The sequence below is a fragment of the [Scytonema hofmanni] UTEX 2349 genome, assembly GCF_000582685.1.
In the GTDB taxonomy this organism is placed as follows: domain Bacteria; phylum Cyanobacteriota; class Cyanobacteriia; order Cyanobacteriales; family Nostocaceae; genus Hassallia; species Hassallia hofmanni.
In genome coordinates, this window is record NZ_KK073769.1 from 506,907 (window position 1) to 525,306 (window position 18,400).

14 protein-coding genes and 2 pseudogenes are annotated in these 18,400 nt (G+C 39.6%); 5 read left to right on the forward strand and 11 right to left on the reverse strand.

Features of this window, described 5'->3' with window-relative positions:
- From TOL9009_RS41215 to TOL9009_RS0132290, 4 genes and pseudogenes are all read right to left on the reverse strand, one after another.
- Window positions 1–1,797, reverse strand: a 1,797-nt coding sequence (locus tag TOL9009_RS41215) for a dynamin family protein (protein ID WP_260676000.1), incomplete at its 3' end; no start/stop codon positions are given.
- Between the two features lie 64 nt (window positions 1,798–1,861).
- Window positions 1,862–2,922: pseudogene (locus TOL9009_RS50635) on the reverse strand (ISAs1 family transposase); the annotation flags it as partial.
- A 153-nt stretch (window positions 2,923–3,075) separates the two neighbouring features.
- Window positions 3,076–5,154: a dynamin family protein gene (locus TOL9009_RS0132285; protein ID WP_029637517.1), complete on the reverse strand. Its 2,079-nt coding sequence runs from the start codon at window positions 5,152–5,154 to the stop codon at window positions 3,076–3,078.
- Window positions 5,155–5,172: 18 nt separating this feature from the next.
- Complete coding sequence (locus TOL9009_RS0132290) at window positions 5,173–5,496, reverse strand: DUF3040 domain-containing protein (protein ID WP_029637518.1); 324 nt, start codon at window positions 5,494–5,496, stop codon at window positions 5,173–5,175.
- A 345-nt stretch (window positions 5,497–5,841) separates the two neighbouring features.
- On the opposite strand from TOL9009_RS0132290, the gene TOL9009_RS0132295 reads away from it, so the two are divergent.
- Entirely contained in the window at window positions 5,842–6,426 is a 585-nt protein-coding gene (locus TOL9009_RS0132295) for a Uma2 family endonuclease (RefSeq protein ID WP_029637519.1), read from the forward strand.
- A 26-nt stretch (window positions 6,427–6,452) separates the two neighbouring features.
- Here the strand turns inward: TOL9009_RS0132295 and TOL9009_RS0132300 are convergent, their stop codons facing one another.
- Window positions 6,453–7,475 carry an HlyD family secretion protein gene (locus TOL9009_RS0132300; RefSeq protein ID WP_313770085.1) on the reverse strand — a complete coding sequence of 341 codons (1,023 nt, stop codon included), beginning with the start codon at window positions 7,473–7,475 and terminating at the stop codon, window positions 6,453–6,455.
- 460 nt (window positions 7,476–7,935) lie between these two features.
- Between TOL9009_RS0132300 and TOL9009_RS44830 the strand changes: the two genes are divergently transcribed.
- The 3 genes from TOL9009_RS44830 to TOL9009_RS41225 all read left to right on the forward strand — a co-directional run bounded on the left by TOL9009_RS44830 (window position 7,936) and on the right by TOL9009_RS41225 (window position 11,979).
- Window positions 7,936–9,384: a CHAT domain-containing protein gene (locus tag TOL9009_RS44830; RefSeq protein WP_084763425.1), complete on the forward strand. Its 1,449-nt coding sequence runs from the start codon at window positions 7,936–7,938 to the stop codon at window positions 9,382–9,384.
- A gap of 4 nt (window positions 9,385–9,388) precedes the next feature.
- Entirely contained in the window at window positions 9,389–10,000 is a 612-nt protein-coding gene (locus tag TOL9009_RS0132310; protein ID WP_029637521.1) for a hypothetical protein, read from the forward strand.
- A 563-nt stretch (window positions 10,001–10,563) separates the two neighbouring features.
- Complete coding sequence (locus TOL9009_RS41225; protein ID WP_051503175.1) at window positions 10,564–11,979, forward strand: AAA family ATPase; 1,416 nt, start codon at window positions 10,564–10,566, stop codon at window positions 11,977–11,979.
- 50 nt (window positions 11,980–12,029) lie between these two features.
- On the opposite strand, the pseudogene TOL9009_RS42395 reads toward TOL9009_RS41225, so the two are convergent.
- Window positions 12,030–13,539, reverse strand: a pseudogene (locus TOL9009_RS42395) (IS5 family transposase).
- A 159-nt stretch (window positions 13,540–13,698) separates the two neighbouring features.
- Here TOL9009_RS42395 and TOL9009_RS0132325 point away from each other — a divergent pair.
- On the forward strand, window positions 13,699–14,196 hold the full coding sequence (locus TOL9009_RS0132325; RefSeq protein WP_029637522.1) for a hypothetical protein: 498 nt from the start codon (window positions 13,699–13,701) through the stop codon (window positions 14,194–14,196).
- 74 nt (window positions 14,197–14,270) lie between these two features.
- Here TOL9009_RS0132325 and moeB read toward each other — a convergent pair whose 3' ends face one another.
- The 5 genes from moeB to TOL9009_RS0132350 all read right to left on the reverse strand — a co-directional run bounded on the left by moeB (window position 14,271) and on the right by TOL9009_RS0132350 (window position 18,327).
- On the reverse strand, window positions 14,271–15,443 hold the full coding sequence (gene moeB / locus TOL9009_RS0132330; RefSeq protein ID WP_029637523.1) for a molybdopterin-synthase adenylyltransferase MoeB: 1,173 nt from the start codon (window positions 15,441–15,443) through the stop codon (window positions 14,271–14,273).
- A 123-nt stretch (window positions 15,444–15,566) separates the two neighbouring features.
- The gene (locus TOL9009_RS0132335) at window positions 15,567–15,992 is read right to left on the reverse strand and encodes a Mov34/MPN/PAD-1 family protein (protein ID WP_029637524.1); all 426 of its coding nucleotides are present in this window, start codon (window positions 15,990–15,992) and stop codon (window positions 15,567–15,569) included.
- A 54-nt stretch (window positions 15,993–16,046) separates the two neighbouring features.
- Window positions 16,047–16,436, reverse strand: coding sequence for a GxxExxY protein (locus TOL9009_RS0132340; RefSeq protein WP_029637525.1), 390 nt, complete (start codon window positions 16,434–16,436; stop codon window positions 16,047–16,049).
- A 28-nt stretch (window positions 16,437–16,464) separates the two neighbouring features.
- Window positions 16,465–17,199, reverse strand: coding sequence for a carbonic anhydrase (locus TOL9009_RS0132345; protein WP_029637526.1), 735 nt, complete (start codon window positions 17,197–17,199; stop codon window positions 16,465–16,467).
- A 390-nt stretch (window positions 17,200–17,589) separates the two neighbouring features.
- The gene (locus TOL9009_RS0132350) at window positions 17,590–18,327 is read right to left on the reverse strand and encodes a carbonic anhydrase (protein ID WP_029637527.1); all 738 of its coding nucleotides are present in this window, start codon (window positions 18,325–18,327) and stop codon (window positions 17,590–17,592) included.
- Between the last annotated feature and the right edge of the window lie 73 nt (window positions 18,328–18,400).

Genomic DNA, 18,400 nt, shown 5'->3' on the forward strand with positions numbered 1-18,400 from the left:
GGGGATGGGGGGAGGGGGGGATGGGGGGAAAGAAGAATTATTCTTTTTGTCCCTTGTCTCCTTGTCTCCTTGTCCCCCTTGTCTCCTTGTCTCCTTGCCTGCTTGTCCCCTCTCTGCATACGGTTGATAATTTGAAGATATATTAACTTTTTTTAACTCTTGCAGCAACTGATTGAACACATTTTGTAACTGCTGCAAATCTTCACGTTTATTAGCGATTTCAACTGTTTTATCAGCTTTCCATTTAATGACTTTATCAGCTGTCTTTTCATATTCAGCCAATATTGATAAGCCTTGACTACTGAAGCGAGATAAATAATCTTCAGCTGCTGTTATACAAATTTGGGCAACTTGTTGATGATAAGACTCGGTTGCTGATTTTTCGTCTTTTTTTTGTATATTCTTATTTAAAATATAAGAAATACTGCCAACTACAGCCGCTCCAACGGGACCACCTAGCAACCAACCAATACCACCACCAACAGCTATAGAACCAGTTTCACTTAAATCATCGGCATTACTAGGTTTAGGAGGTAGAGTAATTTGTGGAACGCTTGGGAAGGGAATTAATAAATCTTCTGGTCTTTCTTCTTGGAAGAATTCATAAGCTTGATAAAGCCATTTTGCTACATTTAATTGCAATTGTGTCAAGTCTTTTTTTAAAGTGCTTATTTGCCAAGATTTAAAGTTATTTTCTGCTAATGCGACTGCGGTATCAGTTTGATATTTTGTTAGCAAATTTGGTAAATATAGCCAATCGCGTAACTCTGCAACGCTTGTATTAAAACCTTTTTGAATTAATCTTTCCGCTTTTTGTTTAATTTCAATTTTGGCTATTATTTTATCATCAACAGATTTAATTTCACTAGCTATGGGGTCAATTTTCTCTTTTAATGATAGTAGAATTTGAGAAGCGATCGCTTGCACTTTTGGTAAACGCACACTACCGCGATTTTCTTGCAATATCCCTACAATATTTTGCAAAGCTGATTCAAAAGCTGTTAAACCACTACTACTTGCTTGAGCAACATCACCTTTTAATCTTGCTCTTAAAGCCGGTAAAGCATCAACCCGATATAAATTACTAAAACCTGGAGGTAATTCCGCTCGAAAACTTTCCGCGACAAACAACAAGCGATTTTGCACTTGTTTTTGTTCATCGGGTTCGAGTAAGTTAAGAAAATTGGCTACAAAAATAACTCTGTTAATCCCACGATCCAATAGCCAATCTCGCAAATTTTCGCGTTCACCTAAAGTCATCAACTTGCGTGCATCCAGTAATTGTATTACTAAATCTGCACTTAATAGTTGCTCTTTCACTAAATTATCTTGTTCTTCTCTATCATTCGTTCCCGGTAAATCGAGAAATTCTACCCCTGTTTCTAAAAAGGGATGAGGACAGAAAACTTCTACAGATGCAACATCTTTTCGCATCTGTCTGTTATTATCAAGGATTGCGAATTCTTTTAAAATTTCCGTTCCACTGCGGTAGATTTCTGTACCATCTACTAAGATGATGCGAGTTTGCAAGTCAGTACCATACTTGACAGTAATCGCGGCACCTGTGGTAGGAATTAAATCAATCGGTAAAGTGAGATTTCCCAACATTGCATTCAGCAAAGTTGACTTACCATAATTAAAAGGAGCAAACACCGCAATCCGAAAGCTAGGATTTGCTAAGTGGTTGGAAATAACAATTATATCTTGATAAAGTTGTGATTTGCGGTCTAAATCGAGTAATGCACATGCAGACTTGAGAGAATCAGAAAGTTTTTTGTACACTTCATTTTGTTGCATAAGTACTTTTCTCATAACCACAGAAACCTCTCCCCCAACCCCTCCCCTTGTAGGCAGGGCTGTTTCATTCCACAAGGGCAAGAAGTTTGTCAATATCATTAGAGATAAATCTTTGAGCAGTTGTGATGGAAGCATGACCATTTCGGCGGAGTATATTGAGTGCGATCGTTCGCATCACCGACAGATTCGCAGGAGCATTACCCATACGTATGGTGGAATGGTCTTCATCAAAAATGACATCCTTTACCCAATGAAGACAATTCTCAATCCCCCAATGTCCGCGAATCCCTTTAGCAAAATCAGTTGCTGAACGAACTAGACTACTAATGTAGTAAGCAACTTGGTGATATGGTTTGCCTGCACGAGTACCCATTCTTTCAACCTTAATTAAGGACTCCAACCCAGCCCATTCTGGACTGATGTCAGTTAAATCATGAAAAACTTCTATAGTACGTGTTGTAACTCGGTTTCGAGTTTTTTCGGCTGTGATGTACCGACTTGTGGGCTTGGAATTCTCCGTATTGTGTCGAATTTGATGATACAAGTTTTTTTGATTTGCCTTGACTGCGATCGCATAGTCATTGCCACCATCAATAATTAACTTGCAAGTTTTTTTTGGCAATGTAGAGCATCTAAGCTGAAAACAACACCCTCGATATCCAATACCGCAATTAAATTTTGAACCGTGCTAATTTCACTACCTTTCTTGTTCTCCAATTTGGTCAGACCTAAAACAAGCCCTCTTTTTTCAGCAAATACGGACACGATACTGACAAAATTTTGATACTCACTTTCGTAGTTTTGCACAGTTCCTTTGATACTTTTACCATCAATTCCAAACCAGTCTGATGTATCCACATGAACATAGTTTTGTGCCCACTGATTAAACGTTGCAGCAAGATTGTCAAAATCTACTCCCATCAGTATTCGTCGAATAGTCGAGTACGATGGAACACCATGTTTTTCGATTCTAAATTTCTCAATTAATACAAGACGATGCCGTTTGACAAAGTCCCCCCATGCACGATACCCTACGTACCCGCTCATTGTCCCCATAATGACAAACAGTAATACCAACCACAGTTGATGTCTTTGTCCATCTTTGACTCGAAAATCTTTAACTTCCCGCAGTTGTTCAATCAGATTTGCACTCATTGTTTTCATCCCCAGGACGCTTGTCATTTTACACCTTTTAGGGAATGAAACAGCCCTGCCCTTGTAGGGGAGTAAGATTTCCCCCCTCTATGAGGGAAAGGGGGAAGGGGGTTAGGTTTGCTGTTAGCTGTAATAAGCTAATAAATTGCTATACGCTGCTTCAATTTTTTGCAATTGAAATATTACATCTTCCTGTAAATTCTTCAACCGTTTTAACTCACTTTCTCGATTTATTTCGCGTGTTTCCTTTTGCTGAAGCAAATTATCTAACTCAGATTTGCGAGAAGCGATATCATCGTTAATTCGCTTACTCACTTCTCTTTCATAAGAATCAAAACATTCTTTCACTGCATCGTGAACAGTTTTTGATTGCTCCTCCGCTACTTGTGGCAGATGTTTTACTAACTCTTTTTTTGCTGTTTTCACTAACTCTTTCCGTGCTTGATCTGCTTGCAAAAATCCCACACCCAAACCTAATAAAGCAAATCCGATTGGTCCGAGAAAAACGCCTGTGACTGCTGTAATTATCCCACCAACACCAATTACAGTAAAGTAGTTTAATAAGATGTTTTTCCAATCAAATCCGGCACCAGCCATTGCAAAGCCGGCAAGGTTTCCTCTAGATAAAGATAATAATCCCATTGCCCATTTTGCCCATTCAGGTGAGTTATCATCTTCGGTTGTAGTAGAATGGATTTTAACTTTTTCTCCAGTTAACTTTTCTGTGATTTGGTCTGTGACTTGACTGTAAGATGTGCCATATTGGGAAGCGCTGCGAGTAAGTTGTTTAAAAGCTGCATTTATTTCGTTTTCAGCGGTTAAAGTCCAAGCGGCAAATTTATCGGTGATATACTGTTCAAAGGCTTTTTGGAGTGCAGAATTAAATGCTTCTCGCTTACCACTACTAAGAAAATCTAACAGATTTAATTCGGGTTGATAGCGCAAGAAATCAGTTTCAAAGGTATTGCCTAAATTTAAAACGTAGCTGCGAAATGAATCAGCGATCGCTCTCGCTTGATTATCTCTAGTTTTGATAATTTCTGCTTGAAATTCATCACGAATACCTGTCAGCTTACTAAATTCCGGTTCAACTGAATCAATTCTTTTTTTCAATTCGTTGACATCTTGATCAAGTAATGGTAGTCTCCTTGCAATTGCTTCGCGGGTATGATTGCAAGCACCTCTAGCTAAAGTTCTAACTTGACGCAATTCAGCGATCGCACGTTCTCTAGTTAAGAAAGTATTCAACGCTCCCATAAACTCTGGAAAGCCAGTTTGTTCTAATCCACCTTGGGGATTTTTTAACCGTCGTCTTAATGCTTGAATTGACGAAACCTCAAATACACGCTCTTCGTAAACATTTTGTCCATCTACATAACAATATTCTGCCAGATTTGCGTTGAATACTTGCCGCAACCTGTTTTCAGAAGCTTTTAATTCTTCTTCATCATCCGGATCGATTAATGATTCTTTTACCTGATCCCAAGCATTGATTAAGAAGAAAACAGTCAATCCTCGACCTTTAATATAATTTTCTAGATAGCGACGCTCACCTAAAGTGCAAGGTTGCGACGCTCTCATCACGAATAGAATTGCATGACAATTATTAACGTAGCCTAAAGATAATTCATTTCGCGCTTCTGTATCATTCAAACCCGGACTATCAACAATTTCAATTCCTTTTTCTAATAGTGGTAAGGGATATTCTACAACTGCATAATCAACATCAGGAAATGCCTGTTTTTTCTCTTGTTCTAATTTCTTCGCTTCAGTCGGGTCAATGGTATATTTATATTTAAAACTAGAAAAGTCAAGCTTTTGAGGACTTTTTCCATCATTAAAATGAACAGTCACTTTCTTTTCTGAACCATACCGCAACACTGTTAAGACTGCGGTACAGGGATTGACATCACTTGGTAATAAGTTTTCCCCAATCAAAGCGTTGAGAAAGGTGCTTTTTCCGCGTTTCATATCCCCTAAAACTAAAAGCCGAAATACACCAGTTTTCAGATTTTTACTTGCGATTTTAATATCTTCAATATCTCGTTCTAAACTGAGTTTTCCTGATGAGGTATTTCCGTCTAATTCAGCTTTAGTAATTGTCTCTGCAATATTACTCAAACAAACTGAAATTTCTGAGCGCACTTGAGCAACGCGCTCTAAATCGTTGATGAATTTGTTTGTATCAACTTGATGATTCATGATGATTGCATCCTTAATTTAAGGCTTTTTCTTAGAGTCAAAAAATAGTTTGTAAGATATCCACGACAATGCAGTGACAATTATAATCCCTGCGGCAACTGAAGCTATTTTCACAGCAACCAACGCAGCAATACCGATAGCGACAAGCTTTGCAGCGAGAATAACTTTTTTGGTCAAAAGTTTTCGAGAATTTTCTGGCTGATGTTTAACAGTTTTATAAATAGGAGTATCGGAAGCATGAATATCAGCTTCCATTTCCCGGAGTCTTATTTCAACCTCGCGTTCTCGCAGTTCGCGTTCTCGACGTTCGAGTTCATTATGGCGATCGCTTTCTGATTTCATTGGTGTCCACCCCATCTAGGACAATAAAATTAACCCAGCATTCTTTAACTCAACAATACTGTATACTAATTTACATCTAAATAAAGAAAAACAGTAATATTACTAAATTGCTTATTAAGCTAAAAAAAGTAAAATTACCTAAATTTTGATGTAGAGACGTAGCACTGCTACGTCTCTACAAAGGTTCTGGGTAACACATAATTAATTTCTACCAGATGTCTATTAGATCCCACAAGAACAAATTGAGTTCCAGAAATTTATAGTAAAAATTTTGCGTAAACCTACCTGAGATTTACCAAAAAACTAAAAGAAAGTGAAAATAAAAATAAGCGTCGGGAGTAAATTATGCTTTCATCCCCTATTGTCGTGCTAATTCCGCCATCAATGCAAATGACAGACGAACAGTTTTTCGAGTTCTGTCAGGTGAATCGTGACTTACGCATTGAGCGGAATAAACTTGGAGAAGTCTCAATTATGCCCCCAACTGGTTCAGAAACAGGAAATCGTAACTTTAATATTGCTTTACAGGTAGGAATTTGGGCAGAACAGGATGGTACGGGTATTTGTTTTGACTCTAGTACGGGATTTAAGCTGTCAACCGGTGCCGAGCGATCGCCTGATGTTTCCTGGATTAAACTAGAACGGTGGAATACTCTTGACAGCGAACAGCAGCAAAAGTTTGCACCAATTTGTCCAGATTTTGTCATTGAACTCAGGTCAGCTTCTGATAACCTCCAACCCTTAAAGGATAAAATGGAGGAATATATGAGGGAACCAGGAATACAACTAGGCTGGTTGATTGACCGCAAGAATCGCAAAGTTTATATTTACCATCCAGGTCAACCAGAGGAATGTTTAGAAAATCCTGCTAGTATTAGTGGCGATCGCATTTTACCTGGATTTGTTTTGAATACAAGTAAAGTTTGGTAAAGCGACCGCCTGCACATCAATTGTAATTATCGCGTTTCTACTGTCACATCTGCACTTATTCCCGGAGGAATTCGAGATTCATAACCGCGAATACTCTTAGGATCAAGCATTATCTTCACCGGCACTCGTGGCACCGGATTATTATTAGAATTAACCGAGGGGCTATTTTGCGGGGTGGGGGCAAACCTGGCAAAAGAAGCAGGTGATATACTATCTACCTTGCCGATAAATTTGCGACTGGGGAAAGCAGCAATTTTGATTACGGCTTTTTGTCCCGGACGTATCTTTTCTAACTGAGTTTCCTGAAAGTTAGCAACAATCCAAGGATTCGGCTGTACAACTGACATCAGAGTTTGTCCTGGTTGTACCTGCTGACCTACTCGGACATCTTTGTTACCTACTTGACCGCCAACCATCGCAGTAATTTGCGTGTAAGATAACTTGAGTTCTGCTTGTTTTAATTCTGCCTGTTTTTGAGCGATCGCCGCTTGTGCGGTTTTGTATTGTTGCTGATTTAACTCCAGTTGCTGATTAATACTTTGCGATCTGCTAGCTGCGATTTTGGCTTGATCAGCCGTGTTTCCCACAGCAGGACGCGCCAAAGTCGTATCAATTGTGCCAACATTATTGATATTTTGTCGTGCTACTTCTGCTTGTTGCTTGGCTAGTTCTAAATCAGCTTTTGCTTGTGCTAAAGATGCTTGGTATTCACGAGGATCGAGTTTTATTAATACTTCCCCTGGTTTGACCGATTGGTTATCTTTGCTGGCAACTTCCATAACTACCCCACCGATGCGGGAATTAACAGGATAAATATCTGCGGAAACATAAGCATTATCAGTTACCTGGTGATACTTAGCAAACTCCCACCAGCGGTAAGTATAAATTCCCCCAGCGATCGCCCCAGCACTTAAGGTTGCTCCTACAATCAAAAAAGGTAGCAGCTTGCGGTTGCGAGGTCGCGATGCAGGTTTTTCATCTCTATGAGACTCTATCGGAGCGATCGCTGTCACCTCTTGCTCCGAAACTGAAGTTTTTTGTGAATTCATTTGGTTAATTTGCTCGGTCTCTTTTGATGACTCTAGACGTTCCATCAGTAACCTTAGTTTCGGAAACAATTAGGACTGGAGTTAGTAAACAAGATCAACAATAAACTAGTCAATACATCCAAAGCAAGATTTTTTCATGAATGTTATTGAAAATACAATTTACAGATAAGTATATACTGACCTATCTCAACTAGCATCATCAACTAAATCCTTGGCTTTGTTTAAAATTAAAGCAAAAAGGCATCGCAATCAAGTAGCATGTGATATCATACCGATTTAATAAACAGTAATAAAAACTTACCTCTCGTCGTAAAGACGTTCCGGACAGAACCTCTTTACATTCTAAGTAATTTATCGTACATGATGTGTTTCTCGAACTAGATTTGCAGACAGGTAAATGTTCTCTATGGTGTCCAAAGTTACCAGGTTGTGTTTCAGCCGGAGAAACCAAGTTTTGTGAATGAACAGTGATATCCCTGTAAAAATCCTGTTTTTAGCAGCCGATCCGAGTGATGAATCTCGACTAAGATTATCTCAAGAGTTGCGAGATATCAAAGCAAGGCTGCAAATAGCCAAAACAGATAAGTATCAACTTGAACAGCAAGAATCAGTTCGCGTTGGAGATATCACGCAGACGATATTTGATATTCAACCCCAGATTATACACTTTTCTGGACATGGTAAGAGTACTGGTGAACTATGTTTTGAAAATGAAGTAGGCAAAGTTCAGCCTGTAAAGCCTGATGCTTTAGCTACAATGTTCAGATTATTCAAACAGCAAGTTAATTGTGTGGTGCTGAATGCCTGTTATTCTGAAATACAGGCAAAAGCGATCGCTCAACATATCCCCTTTGTAATTGGGATGAATGACGCTATCGGTGATAAAGCAGCGATCGCGTTTGCAGTTGGCTTTTATAAAGCATTAGTCGCAAATCGTTCAATAGAAGACGCTTATCAGTTTGGTCGTGTAGAAATTCAACTATATAGTCTTCCAGAACATCTTAAACCAGTTTTGTATATAAAAGAACATTATAAGCCAGAAGTAGGAAGAAAAAAAGAAGAGCGATCGCCTTTCATCACCGGCATCCCAATCACCGATTCTCGCTACTTTTTCGGACGTAATTACGAACTTAAACGCCTTTTTAACCTAGTTAAACGCCATCCCCTACAAAATGCTGCCATTATCGGCAAAAAGCGCAGCGGTAAAACCTCACTGCTGCACTACCTGAAAAACATCACTACTACTTCAACAGAAGATTTACGCCACAATCAAAAGTCTGATTGGCTACCGCATCCAGAAAATTATAAGTGGTTATTTGTAGATTTTCAAGACCAACGCATGGCAAATAGAGAAGGACTACTAAGTTACATTTTAAAATCTTTGGGAATGAAAGTACCAAATCCTTGTAATCTTGATTACTTCATGGATTTGATGAGTGAAAATTTGCATAATCCCACAGTTATTTTACTAGATGAAATTGGCGTAGGATTGCAACGCTGTCCAGAACTAGATGATGGATTTTGGGAATGTTTGCGTTCTTTAGCTACAAACTCTACAGATGGTAATTTAGCGTTTGTTTTAGCAACCCATTCTTCACCGATTGAACTAGCACATAATACCGGACACAGTTCACCTTTCTTCAATATTTTCGGCTATACTGCCACATTGGGAGCGCTGACAGAAGCAGAAGCGCGGGAATTGATAGCAAGTTCTCCTATTCCTTTTCCTGATGAAGATGTCGAGTGGATTTTGATGCAAAGTGGATGTTTTCCCCTTTTACTGCAAATTCTTTGCATGGAAAGATTGTTTAGTCTAGAAGATGGGGATAATAGCGATGATTGGCAAGAAGAAGGGTTAAGACAGATAAAACCGTTTGCTCATTTGTTAGATACACAAAACGAGGGCTAAATAAATGCCTTTCAGTAGTTATAAGAGTATTAGCGTTGTTGCCAAAGAATTTCAGATTAAGTATGTTCGGGATAATTTCATTATAGAAACATATTTTCAAATTAGTGACATTTTTAAACAGGAATTAGATTTGATTTTTAATGAAGGTGTATTTGATAATTCCGAAATTGCGATTTGTGAAAATATTATTTATCCAGTATTGAAAGAAGTATGGAAAGCATATCGGAGTAAGTTTTTACTTTGGAGTCACCAAACGTTGATTTATGATGATAAGTTATGTGGTGTTCCTGATTATATATTGGCAAAGCGATCGCCTCTTGGTACAGTAGTGTTTGACAAGCCATATTTTGTCTTAGTTGAAGCCAAGAAAGAAAGCGACTTTACCGAAGGTTGGGGTCAGTGCTTGGCAGAAATGCTAGCAGTGCAGCGGATTAATAACGAACCAGAAAAAACCATATTTGGCATTGTTTCTAATGGGGCAGTATGGCAGTTTGGCAAGTTAAGTTTAGATATTTTTACACAAAATAAAACTTTCTATACAATTCAAGACTTAGAGCAGCTATTTGCGGCTGTTAACTATGTGTTTCAACAGTGTGAATTACAATTAGATAAGTAGAGGTATAGCGCTTCCTAGTCTGCTGAGGTACAAATTTATCTGCGTCCATCGGCGTTTATCTATCTTCATCTGCGGTTAATTCAATATTCTGTACCTCATGAATGTGGGAATCGCTATAAATATCCGGATTTACTGGTAAGCGCTCACACCCACCCGGAAATCAATTTCCGGGCTAATAGCTCAAGTCAGTTAAAACTGACTGAAACCATCGATAAATTAACTTTTTCAGTCCTCTTGAGAGGACTTTCGCTATTAGCCAGGGAATTTATTCCTTGGCGGGTGTGAACTCAGACAGAGGAACCCAAACAAACCAAAACTAACATGACCCCCACCGACTACAGCAAAATCTACACCGATGCACCCGAACAGCACCCCAACTTGATACTGGGTAGCCTGGAACTTATGTTCTGGCTTTTCTTCCGCCCCTCAGCGTGGCGTAATCACCGAAAACGCATTGATCCCGCCTTAGAACCTGAATCGTCTTTGATTTTTTTATGAGATCAGGAGGATGGCAAAACCTTGTTTTATGGTATTTCCTAATCCAGGGATATTTTATCTTACCTATGCTGGCTATCTTACTGTTGGGCTTGGTACTGTGGGCATTAGGTGAATCAACCCCCATAACGTTATACGTGGTGTTTGGCGTGGTGTTTGGTGTGGTGTTTGGCGTGGTGATAGGCGTAGCGTTTGGCGTGGCGGTAGGCGTTTTGTTTGGTGTGGCGGTAGGCGTGTTGTTTGGTGTGGCGGTAGACGTGGCGTTTGGCGTAGGAGTAGGCGTGGGAGTAACTATTAACTTATGGCGACCTATTTTATCCTTTCCATTTCTCACAGCCTGGAATTATCTGCTTTATAGATTAGATAAAGCACGTAATGCTAGAAGCCCTTGTTTATTGCGCTACCATTGCGCTTTCTGGGATGAGTGGCAGCGTTTACGTCTGCACAATTTGGACAAGCATCTCCTCTTTGTAATAGAACATAATCCAGTTGAAGGAAAAGCCGCCCTAGAATACTTAAATACTAGCGGTCAACGTTGGGCAGTTCAAGCTGTACAAATTGAACTTGATATACGCTCCTTAGAACGCTGTACAGATGTCAAAGCCATCCGTCAAGTTCACCATCAATTAGAAATTGGGGAAATAGAAACCCCAATTAGCCCTAGATTACGTCTTACAAGTCGGATTAGCGAAAATGTAGACGCTGCTTTAAATCAAGAAAGTGCTTATAATCAACGTTTAGCACTTAGAGATGTTGCAGACCGAATAGATTTACATTTACAGCAATTTAACCGAAGTAGCGATAAATACGCACCTCGCTTCTACCTCATTGCTAAAAGTTGGTGTGAGATAATTACCAAATATATAGAAGAACTCGCCAAAGAAACAGAACTCCGCCAAGAAATTGACTCACCTTACATCACCGGCGTACCCCTCACCCAACAGCAAGAAATCTTCACCGGACGCAATGACATCGGTACGCGCATCGAACAATTACTGCTAGACCGACGCCGCCCACCTCTGCTACTCTACGGACAGCGACGCATGGGCAAAACTTCCCTACTTAACAACTTGGGAAAGCTATTACCCAATAGCATTATCCCCTTGTTTGTAGACTTGCAAGGCGCACCCTCATCAGCAAGTAACTATGCAGGTTTTCTTTACAACCTAGCCAGAGGGATGATAACCTCAGCTAAACGCCAAAGTGCCTTAACTTTACCATCCTTGACGCGGGAAGAACTGGAAAAAGACGCCTTTACCAGCTTTGACGAATGGTTAGATAAAGTAGAACAAGCGTTACAAGATAACACCGCACTGCTTTCTCTAGACGAGTTCGAGGTACTCGACAGTGCCATAACAAAAGGACGCTTTGATGAGGAAGATGTTTTAGGAATGCTGCGTAACTTAATCCAACATCGTCCCAAGTTTAAGGTGTTAATTGCTGGCTCTCATACTATCCAAGAATATCAGCGTTGGGCTAGTTAGGGTTTGCTGAAAAAGTATGAAAAAGCAATTCTTTTGGGTTGACTAGTTATTCAAGTAAAATCAAAGATAAGCTTTTGTTGTTTATAAATAACAAAATCATAATTTTCAGTTATGCGAAACTGCATAAAAGGTGCAGTTTTCAAAAATAGACATAAAAAAGCATAAAAAACCCGCGACAGGTGAGTAGAAAGATTCATCACTAAAAAAGTAATAGCAATTGCAGTAAGAGAAGTGTGGGAAAGTTTCGCCATCACTCGATTGAGGCTAAACCTTCTTTTAGCTTGCCCAAATTTTCCTTCAATACAATTACGAATTCTCTCGGATTCTAAATCTTGCTTCTTTTTTTCTTTACTAACATTTACTGGTGGTCTTCCCAAAGCCGGTCCACTCATGATAATACCTCTTTCTTTGCACCAAGCTCGATTCTCTCTCGTTCGATAAATTTTATCAACATGAACGGATTCTGGATAATAGCCAGTATAATTTTTATATGCTTCTACTTGTGCTTTTAAGTCTCCAGATTCATTAAAATTATTCCAACTAATATGGTCTAAAAATACATATCCCTCAAAACAACTAGCAGACAATTTTGCCCCAAATTCTACAGGTTTACCTGCTTTACCCCGGACGATTGGACGGATATGCGGTTGGGTTAAACTAACAATGCGGTCGTCAATACTCTGTTTTATTTTCATACAACCATAGTTGTTGACGATAAACTTCTACAACTACAAGCAACATTTTATATTGTCTATTACTGAAATTTTCTAAAGTTGCTCCGTATATGATTAGCTGGTCAATATGGGATAAGTTTCTTTTGATATATTGAAGCTGCTTTTTAATCGCTTTTCTCCTATCTTTTTGGGATACACGACGCTTTTTAGCGACTTCTAGGTAGTCTTTTCTCCCTATTTCCCGATAAGTCCTTGGTTTTTCTCTAATGTACCTTTTATCTGTTCATAAAGAAGGTCTATTATTCTTTCTGTCTGTTTTCTTGCTTGATTTAATAGCTCTAAATCTGTTGGATAGCTGATGTCTGCTGGCGCACAAGTCGCATCTAATATTAATTTTCCCCGATTTTTTGGCGTGTTATCTTCTTTTTCTAATTCTTCTGTTTTTTTCAGTTGATTCAGTTGCTAAAGTCAAAGATGTTGTCTCTAGCATCCTCTTAACAGTTTCTTCATTCACTTTGTTTACTAAGTCTGCACTAATTCTTTCACGAAAATGGACTAACATAGATGCATCAAATGGAGCTTCATTAATATAAGATGATATCCCTATGAAGTACTGTAGATAAGGATTTTCTTTGATTTGTTCTACTGTCTCTCTATCACTTATTCCTAGTTTTTCTTTGATTATTAATGCCCCTAATGCCATCCGAAACGACTTTGCTGGCGCTCCCATCTCTACAGAGAATCCGGATGAATATTCCTCTTCAAATTCTGCCCAGGGTATTAAATTTCCCAGAATAATCCAACGATTATCTGATGACAACTTTCCTTCAAACGGAAGTCCAAAATTTTCTGGTGAGACTGGAGGTTGCCCCTGTTTTCGATACATATGTACTAATAACCCACTCCTGAGTGCTAGTCACGTAGATGCAAGGATTTTGGGTTATTTTAGCCTCTTATCTTGCACCTGAATATATTTCTTTGGTCTGATGATCTGAGAATGTAAGCTTTTCTTTCTTTTTCAGCAAACCCTAGTTATTTCATCAACGTGCAAGTTGTGCATATCTCGTACCTCAAAGAAGACGAAGCGCGTCAACTTATAGAGCATCCTGTCAAAGATTTTACCCTACGTTATGAACCTGATGCAGTTGAGCGAGTATTGCAACTTACCCGCTGTCACCCTTTCCTGGTACAATTGCTGTGTGCAGAAATTGTCGCCCTCAAAAATGAGCAAAGTCCTTCTGTGCGCCCGCTGGCAAATTTAGCGGATGTGGAAGCGGGGATACCAGCAGCTTTCAGTAGTGGCGGTTTTTTCTTTGCAGATATTCAAAATAATCAAGTAGATGCAGCCGGACTTGCTATTTTACGCTTTATCGCAGCACTTGGGGAAGGGGTAATAGTTACCCGCAAAGCTTTATTACAACGGTTTCCTGATGTTGTAGAAAGTAGTTTAAATTTGCTGTTGCAAAGAGAGTTAATTGAGGAAGTTGGTGAGGGATACGGCTTTCAGGTAGAGTTGATTCGGCAGTGGTTTGCCCAGAAGTAAGAATTGAAACGCAAAGTAATCGCAGAGGTTCGCAGAGAAAGATAAATACCTCGGCGTCCCTCTGCCTTTAAAAATTAATACGTTGGAACTGATGGATCTACTTCTTTACTCCAAGCAGTAATACCACCTTTGACGTTTGTACCTTCAATACCGGCTTCTTTGAGAATGCCCAAAGCTTTCGCCGATCGCCCGCCCATTTTACAATGAGCTATTAAGCGATGTCCATTGAGTAATTCTTTAACTTTTGTCACACCTTCACCGTTTTCAATATCCGGTAATGGTACTAAAACACTGCCTTCTATTTTGGCAATTTCATACTCATGGGGGTTGCGGACATCCAGCAGGACGAAATCATCGGCACCGCTATCTAACAACTGCTTTAATTCCTGCACCGTCATTTCTGGAATTTCCATCTGCTGTTTTGCTTCCTCTGCTTTTGCTTGGGGGATACCGCAGAATTGTTCGTAGTCTATCAACTTTTCAATTACTGGGCGTACTGGATTTGGACGCAGTTTTAACTCCCGGAATTTCATGTTAAGGGCATCATACAACATTAAGCGTCCGCTTAATGTTTCACCCTTCCCCAAAATAATTTTAACAGTTTCCGTTGCTTGAATTAAACCAATAATTCCTGGTAAAATTCCCAGTACACCACCTTCAGCACAAGAGGGAACCATTCCTGGTGGTGGTGGTTCTGGGTACAAGTCACGATAATTTGGTCCACCTTCGTAGTTGAATACCGTAGCTTGACCTTCAAAGCGGAAAATTGAACCGTAAACGTTAGGCTTGTTTGCTAATACGCAAGCGTCGTTTACTAAATATCGTGTCGGGAAGTTATCAGTACCATCCACGACGATATCGTAAGGCTTAATTATATCAAGAGCGTTTTCAGAACTCAAGCGCGTTTCATACAAATCAACCTGACAATGAGGGTTAATTTCGTGAATGCGGTTTTTTGCCGATTCTATCTTCGGTTTACCTACCCAAGATGTACCGTGAATTACTTGGCGTTGCAAGTTGGAGGTATCGACAATATCAAAGTCAACAATACCGATGCGTCCGATACCGGCTGCTGCGAGATACAATAGCAACGGCGAACCGAGTCCACCTGTACCGATACACAGTACACTAGCGGATTTTAAACGTTTTTGTCCCTCTAATCCGACTTCTGGCAAAATTAGGTGTCGGGAATAGCGTTCGTAATCGTCTTTCGTTAACTGGACTTCATCCAGATTGGGATTAAGCATAGCAGTTTGATGTGGAAGCGCGGAATATTAATCCTACCGAAAAATGTGACACCGTGGGTAGAGACGCAATTAATCGCGTCTGTACAAAACGCGATTAATCGCGTCTCGAAATTGTTAATTTTTTTATACAATTTCAATTGCTTCTTCTTGAAACTGGTGATTGTCGTCAAGATGCCAACTTTTGAGTTCTAAAGCTTTGCCGTTGGGGACAGAAACTATGATGTATGAATATTCTTGCCAAGCTTGGGTGCGATCGCTTTCTGAAGGTATCGCTGGATAATCGGGATGGGAGTGGTATATACCAATGATACTCAAAGAGCGATCGCGTGCTTGTTTTTGTACTTTTAACATGATTTCGGGTGCGATCGCATATCGCCGTTTTTTACTATCCTCTTCACTCCAAGCATTCTCTGTTGGTATTACTTCTACCAAACTTTTGCTCTCATTAGCCAGATAACCCAAAATTATACCGCAGCACTCTTCTGGATAAGTGCTTGCGGCATGGGTGCGGATTATTTGCAAGTGTTGTTGGCTGAGTTTGAGAAGCATGGGGATTATTAACCGCAGATGAACGCGGATGAACGCAGATGAAGAGGATGGTGGTTAAAGATTGCGGACGATGCGTTTAAATTCGACTTTGGGATTACCAAAGTTGATTAATAGGCAGACAGTTAAACCTGTGGCTTTTAGGTAATTCAGACATTGAGCGAAATGCATTTCGTCTAAAGCTCTAACAGCCTTAAGTTCCACTAAAACACGTTCTTCAACTAGTATATCGGCGAAGAATTGCCCAACTACAATACCTTTGTATTTTACTTCGATTCCATACTGTTGTTCTGCCAAAAATCCCGCCTCGCGCAATTCATAACCCAAAGCATTCTCATAAACTTTCTCTAAAAAACCACAACCCAAATTATTACCCACCGTAAACGCACAACCGATAATCCTTTCGGTAATCTCATTCAACTCCCATCTGCGTCCATCTGCGTTCATCTGCGGTTAATTATTCTTGATCAAAAGTTCAACTTATCATATTTACTTTTCCCGTAGCGAGGTCGTAATAACCACCAACAATTTTCAGTTTGCCTTCTTTGATTAAACTTGCTAAAATCGTTGAGCTTTCTGCTAATCTTCCCACTTGATATTGGACATTGGCGATAACAGCATTTTCTTCTATATTGCCAGTTTTTTTTCTTACTCTTTCTACCGCTGGCTTAATTTCTTCAACAAAAATGCCAATTCTACCTGGGAGAGGATCGCCTTTGATAGCAGCTGATACTGCACCGCATTTAGTGTGACCTAAAACCATGATAGTTTGGGCACCCAATACAGCTGTAGCAAATTCTAGACTACCTATAGCCTCTTGAGCAACTATATTACCAGCAAGTCGGACGACAAATAAATCTCCTAGTCCCTGATCAAAAACAATTTCCCCAGGCACTCTGGAATCAGCACAACCTAGTATAGCTGCAAACGGATACTGAGCCACGGCAGTTTCTTGCAAACGCAACTTTGATTGGTTGGGGTTGAGACGCTTTCCATCAATAAACCGTTTATTTCCTTCCACTAATCTTTTTATAGCTGCATCAGGACTAACTGGTTGAGGTTTTTGTACAGGAGTAGATTGTTGTTGAGCAACAGCTTTGTCTTCACTCCAAAGTACACCGCTAGCAGCAGTAGCAGCAATACCTGCACCTCCGACACCTACTAACTTTAATAAATTACGACGTCCAACAAATCCATTAATTCGGCTCATGAAATCACCTTAATTTGATACACAAAATTGATACCAAGTTGGTATAGAAATAAACTCCTATCCTCATCTGCAACGCGTACACCCCTATGTCTCTTAGGTATGCAAAGATGCTATGAGTCAGGAAAACTCAAAGTATTACTGCAACTGAGTAAGAAAAATACTTTTGTTATTTCCACTGACTATACCAAAATTAGGTATAACAATTGAAGTTTTTAGCTATAGAAGTATATCTAGGCTGACTGTGGTGTTTGTCTATGGTTCGCGTAGACGCAAAGCGGCTTGTCGTCAGACATCGCTAAAATTATTGCCAATAATATAAAATAAGATAATTGACTGTTAACAGCGAAAATTAACAGTCAACAATTCTATGAATAAATTAATCTGACAAAATCATGTAACAACAGTTACCTTGCCAGTCTCAATATCGTAACAAGCGCCAACTATTTTGAGTTTGCCAACGCTTACTAATTTAGCTAAAATCTTTGACTTTTTCGCCAATTCTTCAACCTGATATTGGATATTGGCAAGAATCGCATCTTCTTCGATGTCGCCGGTTGTTAATTTTACCCTTTCCACGGCTGGTTTAATATTCTCAACAACAAAGCCAATTTTCCCCGGAAATGGCTTGTTTTTGATTGCTTCCGCAACTGCACCGCATCTTCTATGACCTAAAATCAGGATTAGTTGAGAACCCAATACTGTTGTAGAATATTCTAGGCTTCCTGTAACTAAATCATTGACGACATTACCAGCGACTCGCACCACGAATAAATTTCCAAGTCCTTGATCGAAGATAATTTCTGGTGGTACTCTAGAATCTGCACAGCCCAATACAGATGCAAAGGGATGCTGTTTTAAGATGAGCGATCGCAAACGTTCCAAATTTTGGTCTGGATAATTACGTTTTTGCTGTACAAATCGTTTATTTCCATCTAACAATCGCCTTAAAGCTACATCAGGAGTTACTGGATTAGGATTGACTGGATGAGCATCAGCAACTACAGTTTGTCCATTAACAGCTTGCTGTGTATCCCAAAGTAGGCTAAAACTCGTAGCCATACCAAAGCCTACCATACTTGCCAGCTTCAAGACATGACGACGCCCGACAAATCCATTAATTCGACTCATTAATCTACCTGACAAAAGCTTGGTCATTGCCAGGAACATATCAAAGTTAAGAGGGATGTGAGAGTACCCTCTT

Excerpts from the sequence above, each read along its gene's own strand:
- TOL9009_RS0132310 (WP_029637521.1), top strand. The coding sequence starts at position 9,389 with ATGCCTTTCAGTAGTTATAAGAGTATTAGCGTTGTTGCCAAAGAATTT.
- TOL9009_RS0132300 (WP_313770085.1), bottom strand. The coding sequence starts at position 7,475 with ATGAATTCACAAAAAACTTCAGTTTCGGAGCAAGAGGTGACAGCGATC.
- TOL9009_RS0132340 (WP_029637525.1), bottom strand. The coding sequence starts at position 16,436 with ATGAACGCAGATGGACGCAGATGGGAGTTGAATGAGATTACCGAAAGG.
- TOL9009_RS0132345 (WP_029637526.1), bottom strand. The coding sequence starts at position 17,199 with ATGAGCCGAATTAATGGATTTGTTGGACGTCGTAATTTATTAAAGTTA.
- TOL9009_RS0132290 (WP_029637518.1), bottom strand. The coding sequence starts at position 5,496 with ATGAAATCAGAAAGCGATCGCCATAATGAACTCGAACGTCGAGAACGC.
- TOL9009_RS0132295 (WP_029637519.1), top strand. The coding sequence starts at position 5,842 with ATGCTTTCATCCCCTATTGTCGTGCTAATTCCGCCATCAATGCAAATG.
- moeB (WP_029637523.1), bottom strand. The coding sequence starts at position 15,443 with ATGCTTAATCCCAATCTGGATGAAGTCCAGTTAACGAAAGACGATTAC.
- TOL9009_RS0132350 (WP_029637527.1), bottom strand. The coding sequence starts at position 18,327 with ATGAGTCGAATTAATGGATTTGTCGGGCGTCGTCATGTCTTGAAGCTG.
- TOL9009_RS0132285 (WP_029637517.1), bottom strand. The coding sequence starts at position 5,154 with ATGAATCATCAAGTTGATACAAACAAATTCATCAACGATTTAGAGCGC.
- TOL9009_RS41225 (WP_051503175.1), top strand. The coding sequence starts at position 10,564 with ATGCTGGCTATCTTACTGTTGGGCTTGGTACTGTGGGCATTAGGTGAA.
- TOL9009_RS0132335 (WP_029637524.1), bottom strand. The coding sequence starts at position 15,992 with ATGCTTCTCAAACTCAGCCAACAACACTTGCAAATAATCCGCACCCAT.
- TOL9009_RS44830 (WP_084763425.1), top strand. The coding sequence starts at position 7,936 with ATGAACAGTGATATCCCTGTAAAAATCCTGTTTTTAGCAGCCGATCCG.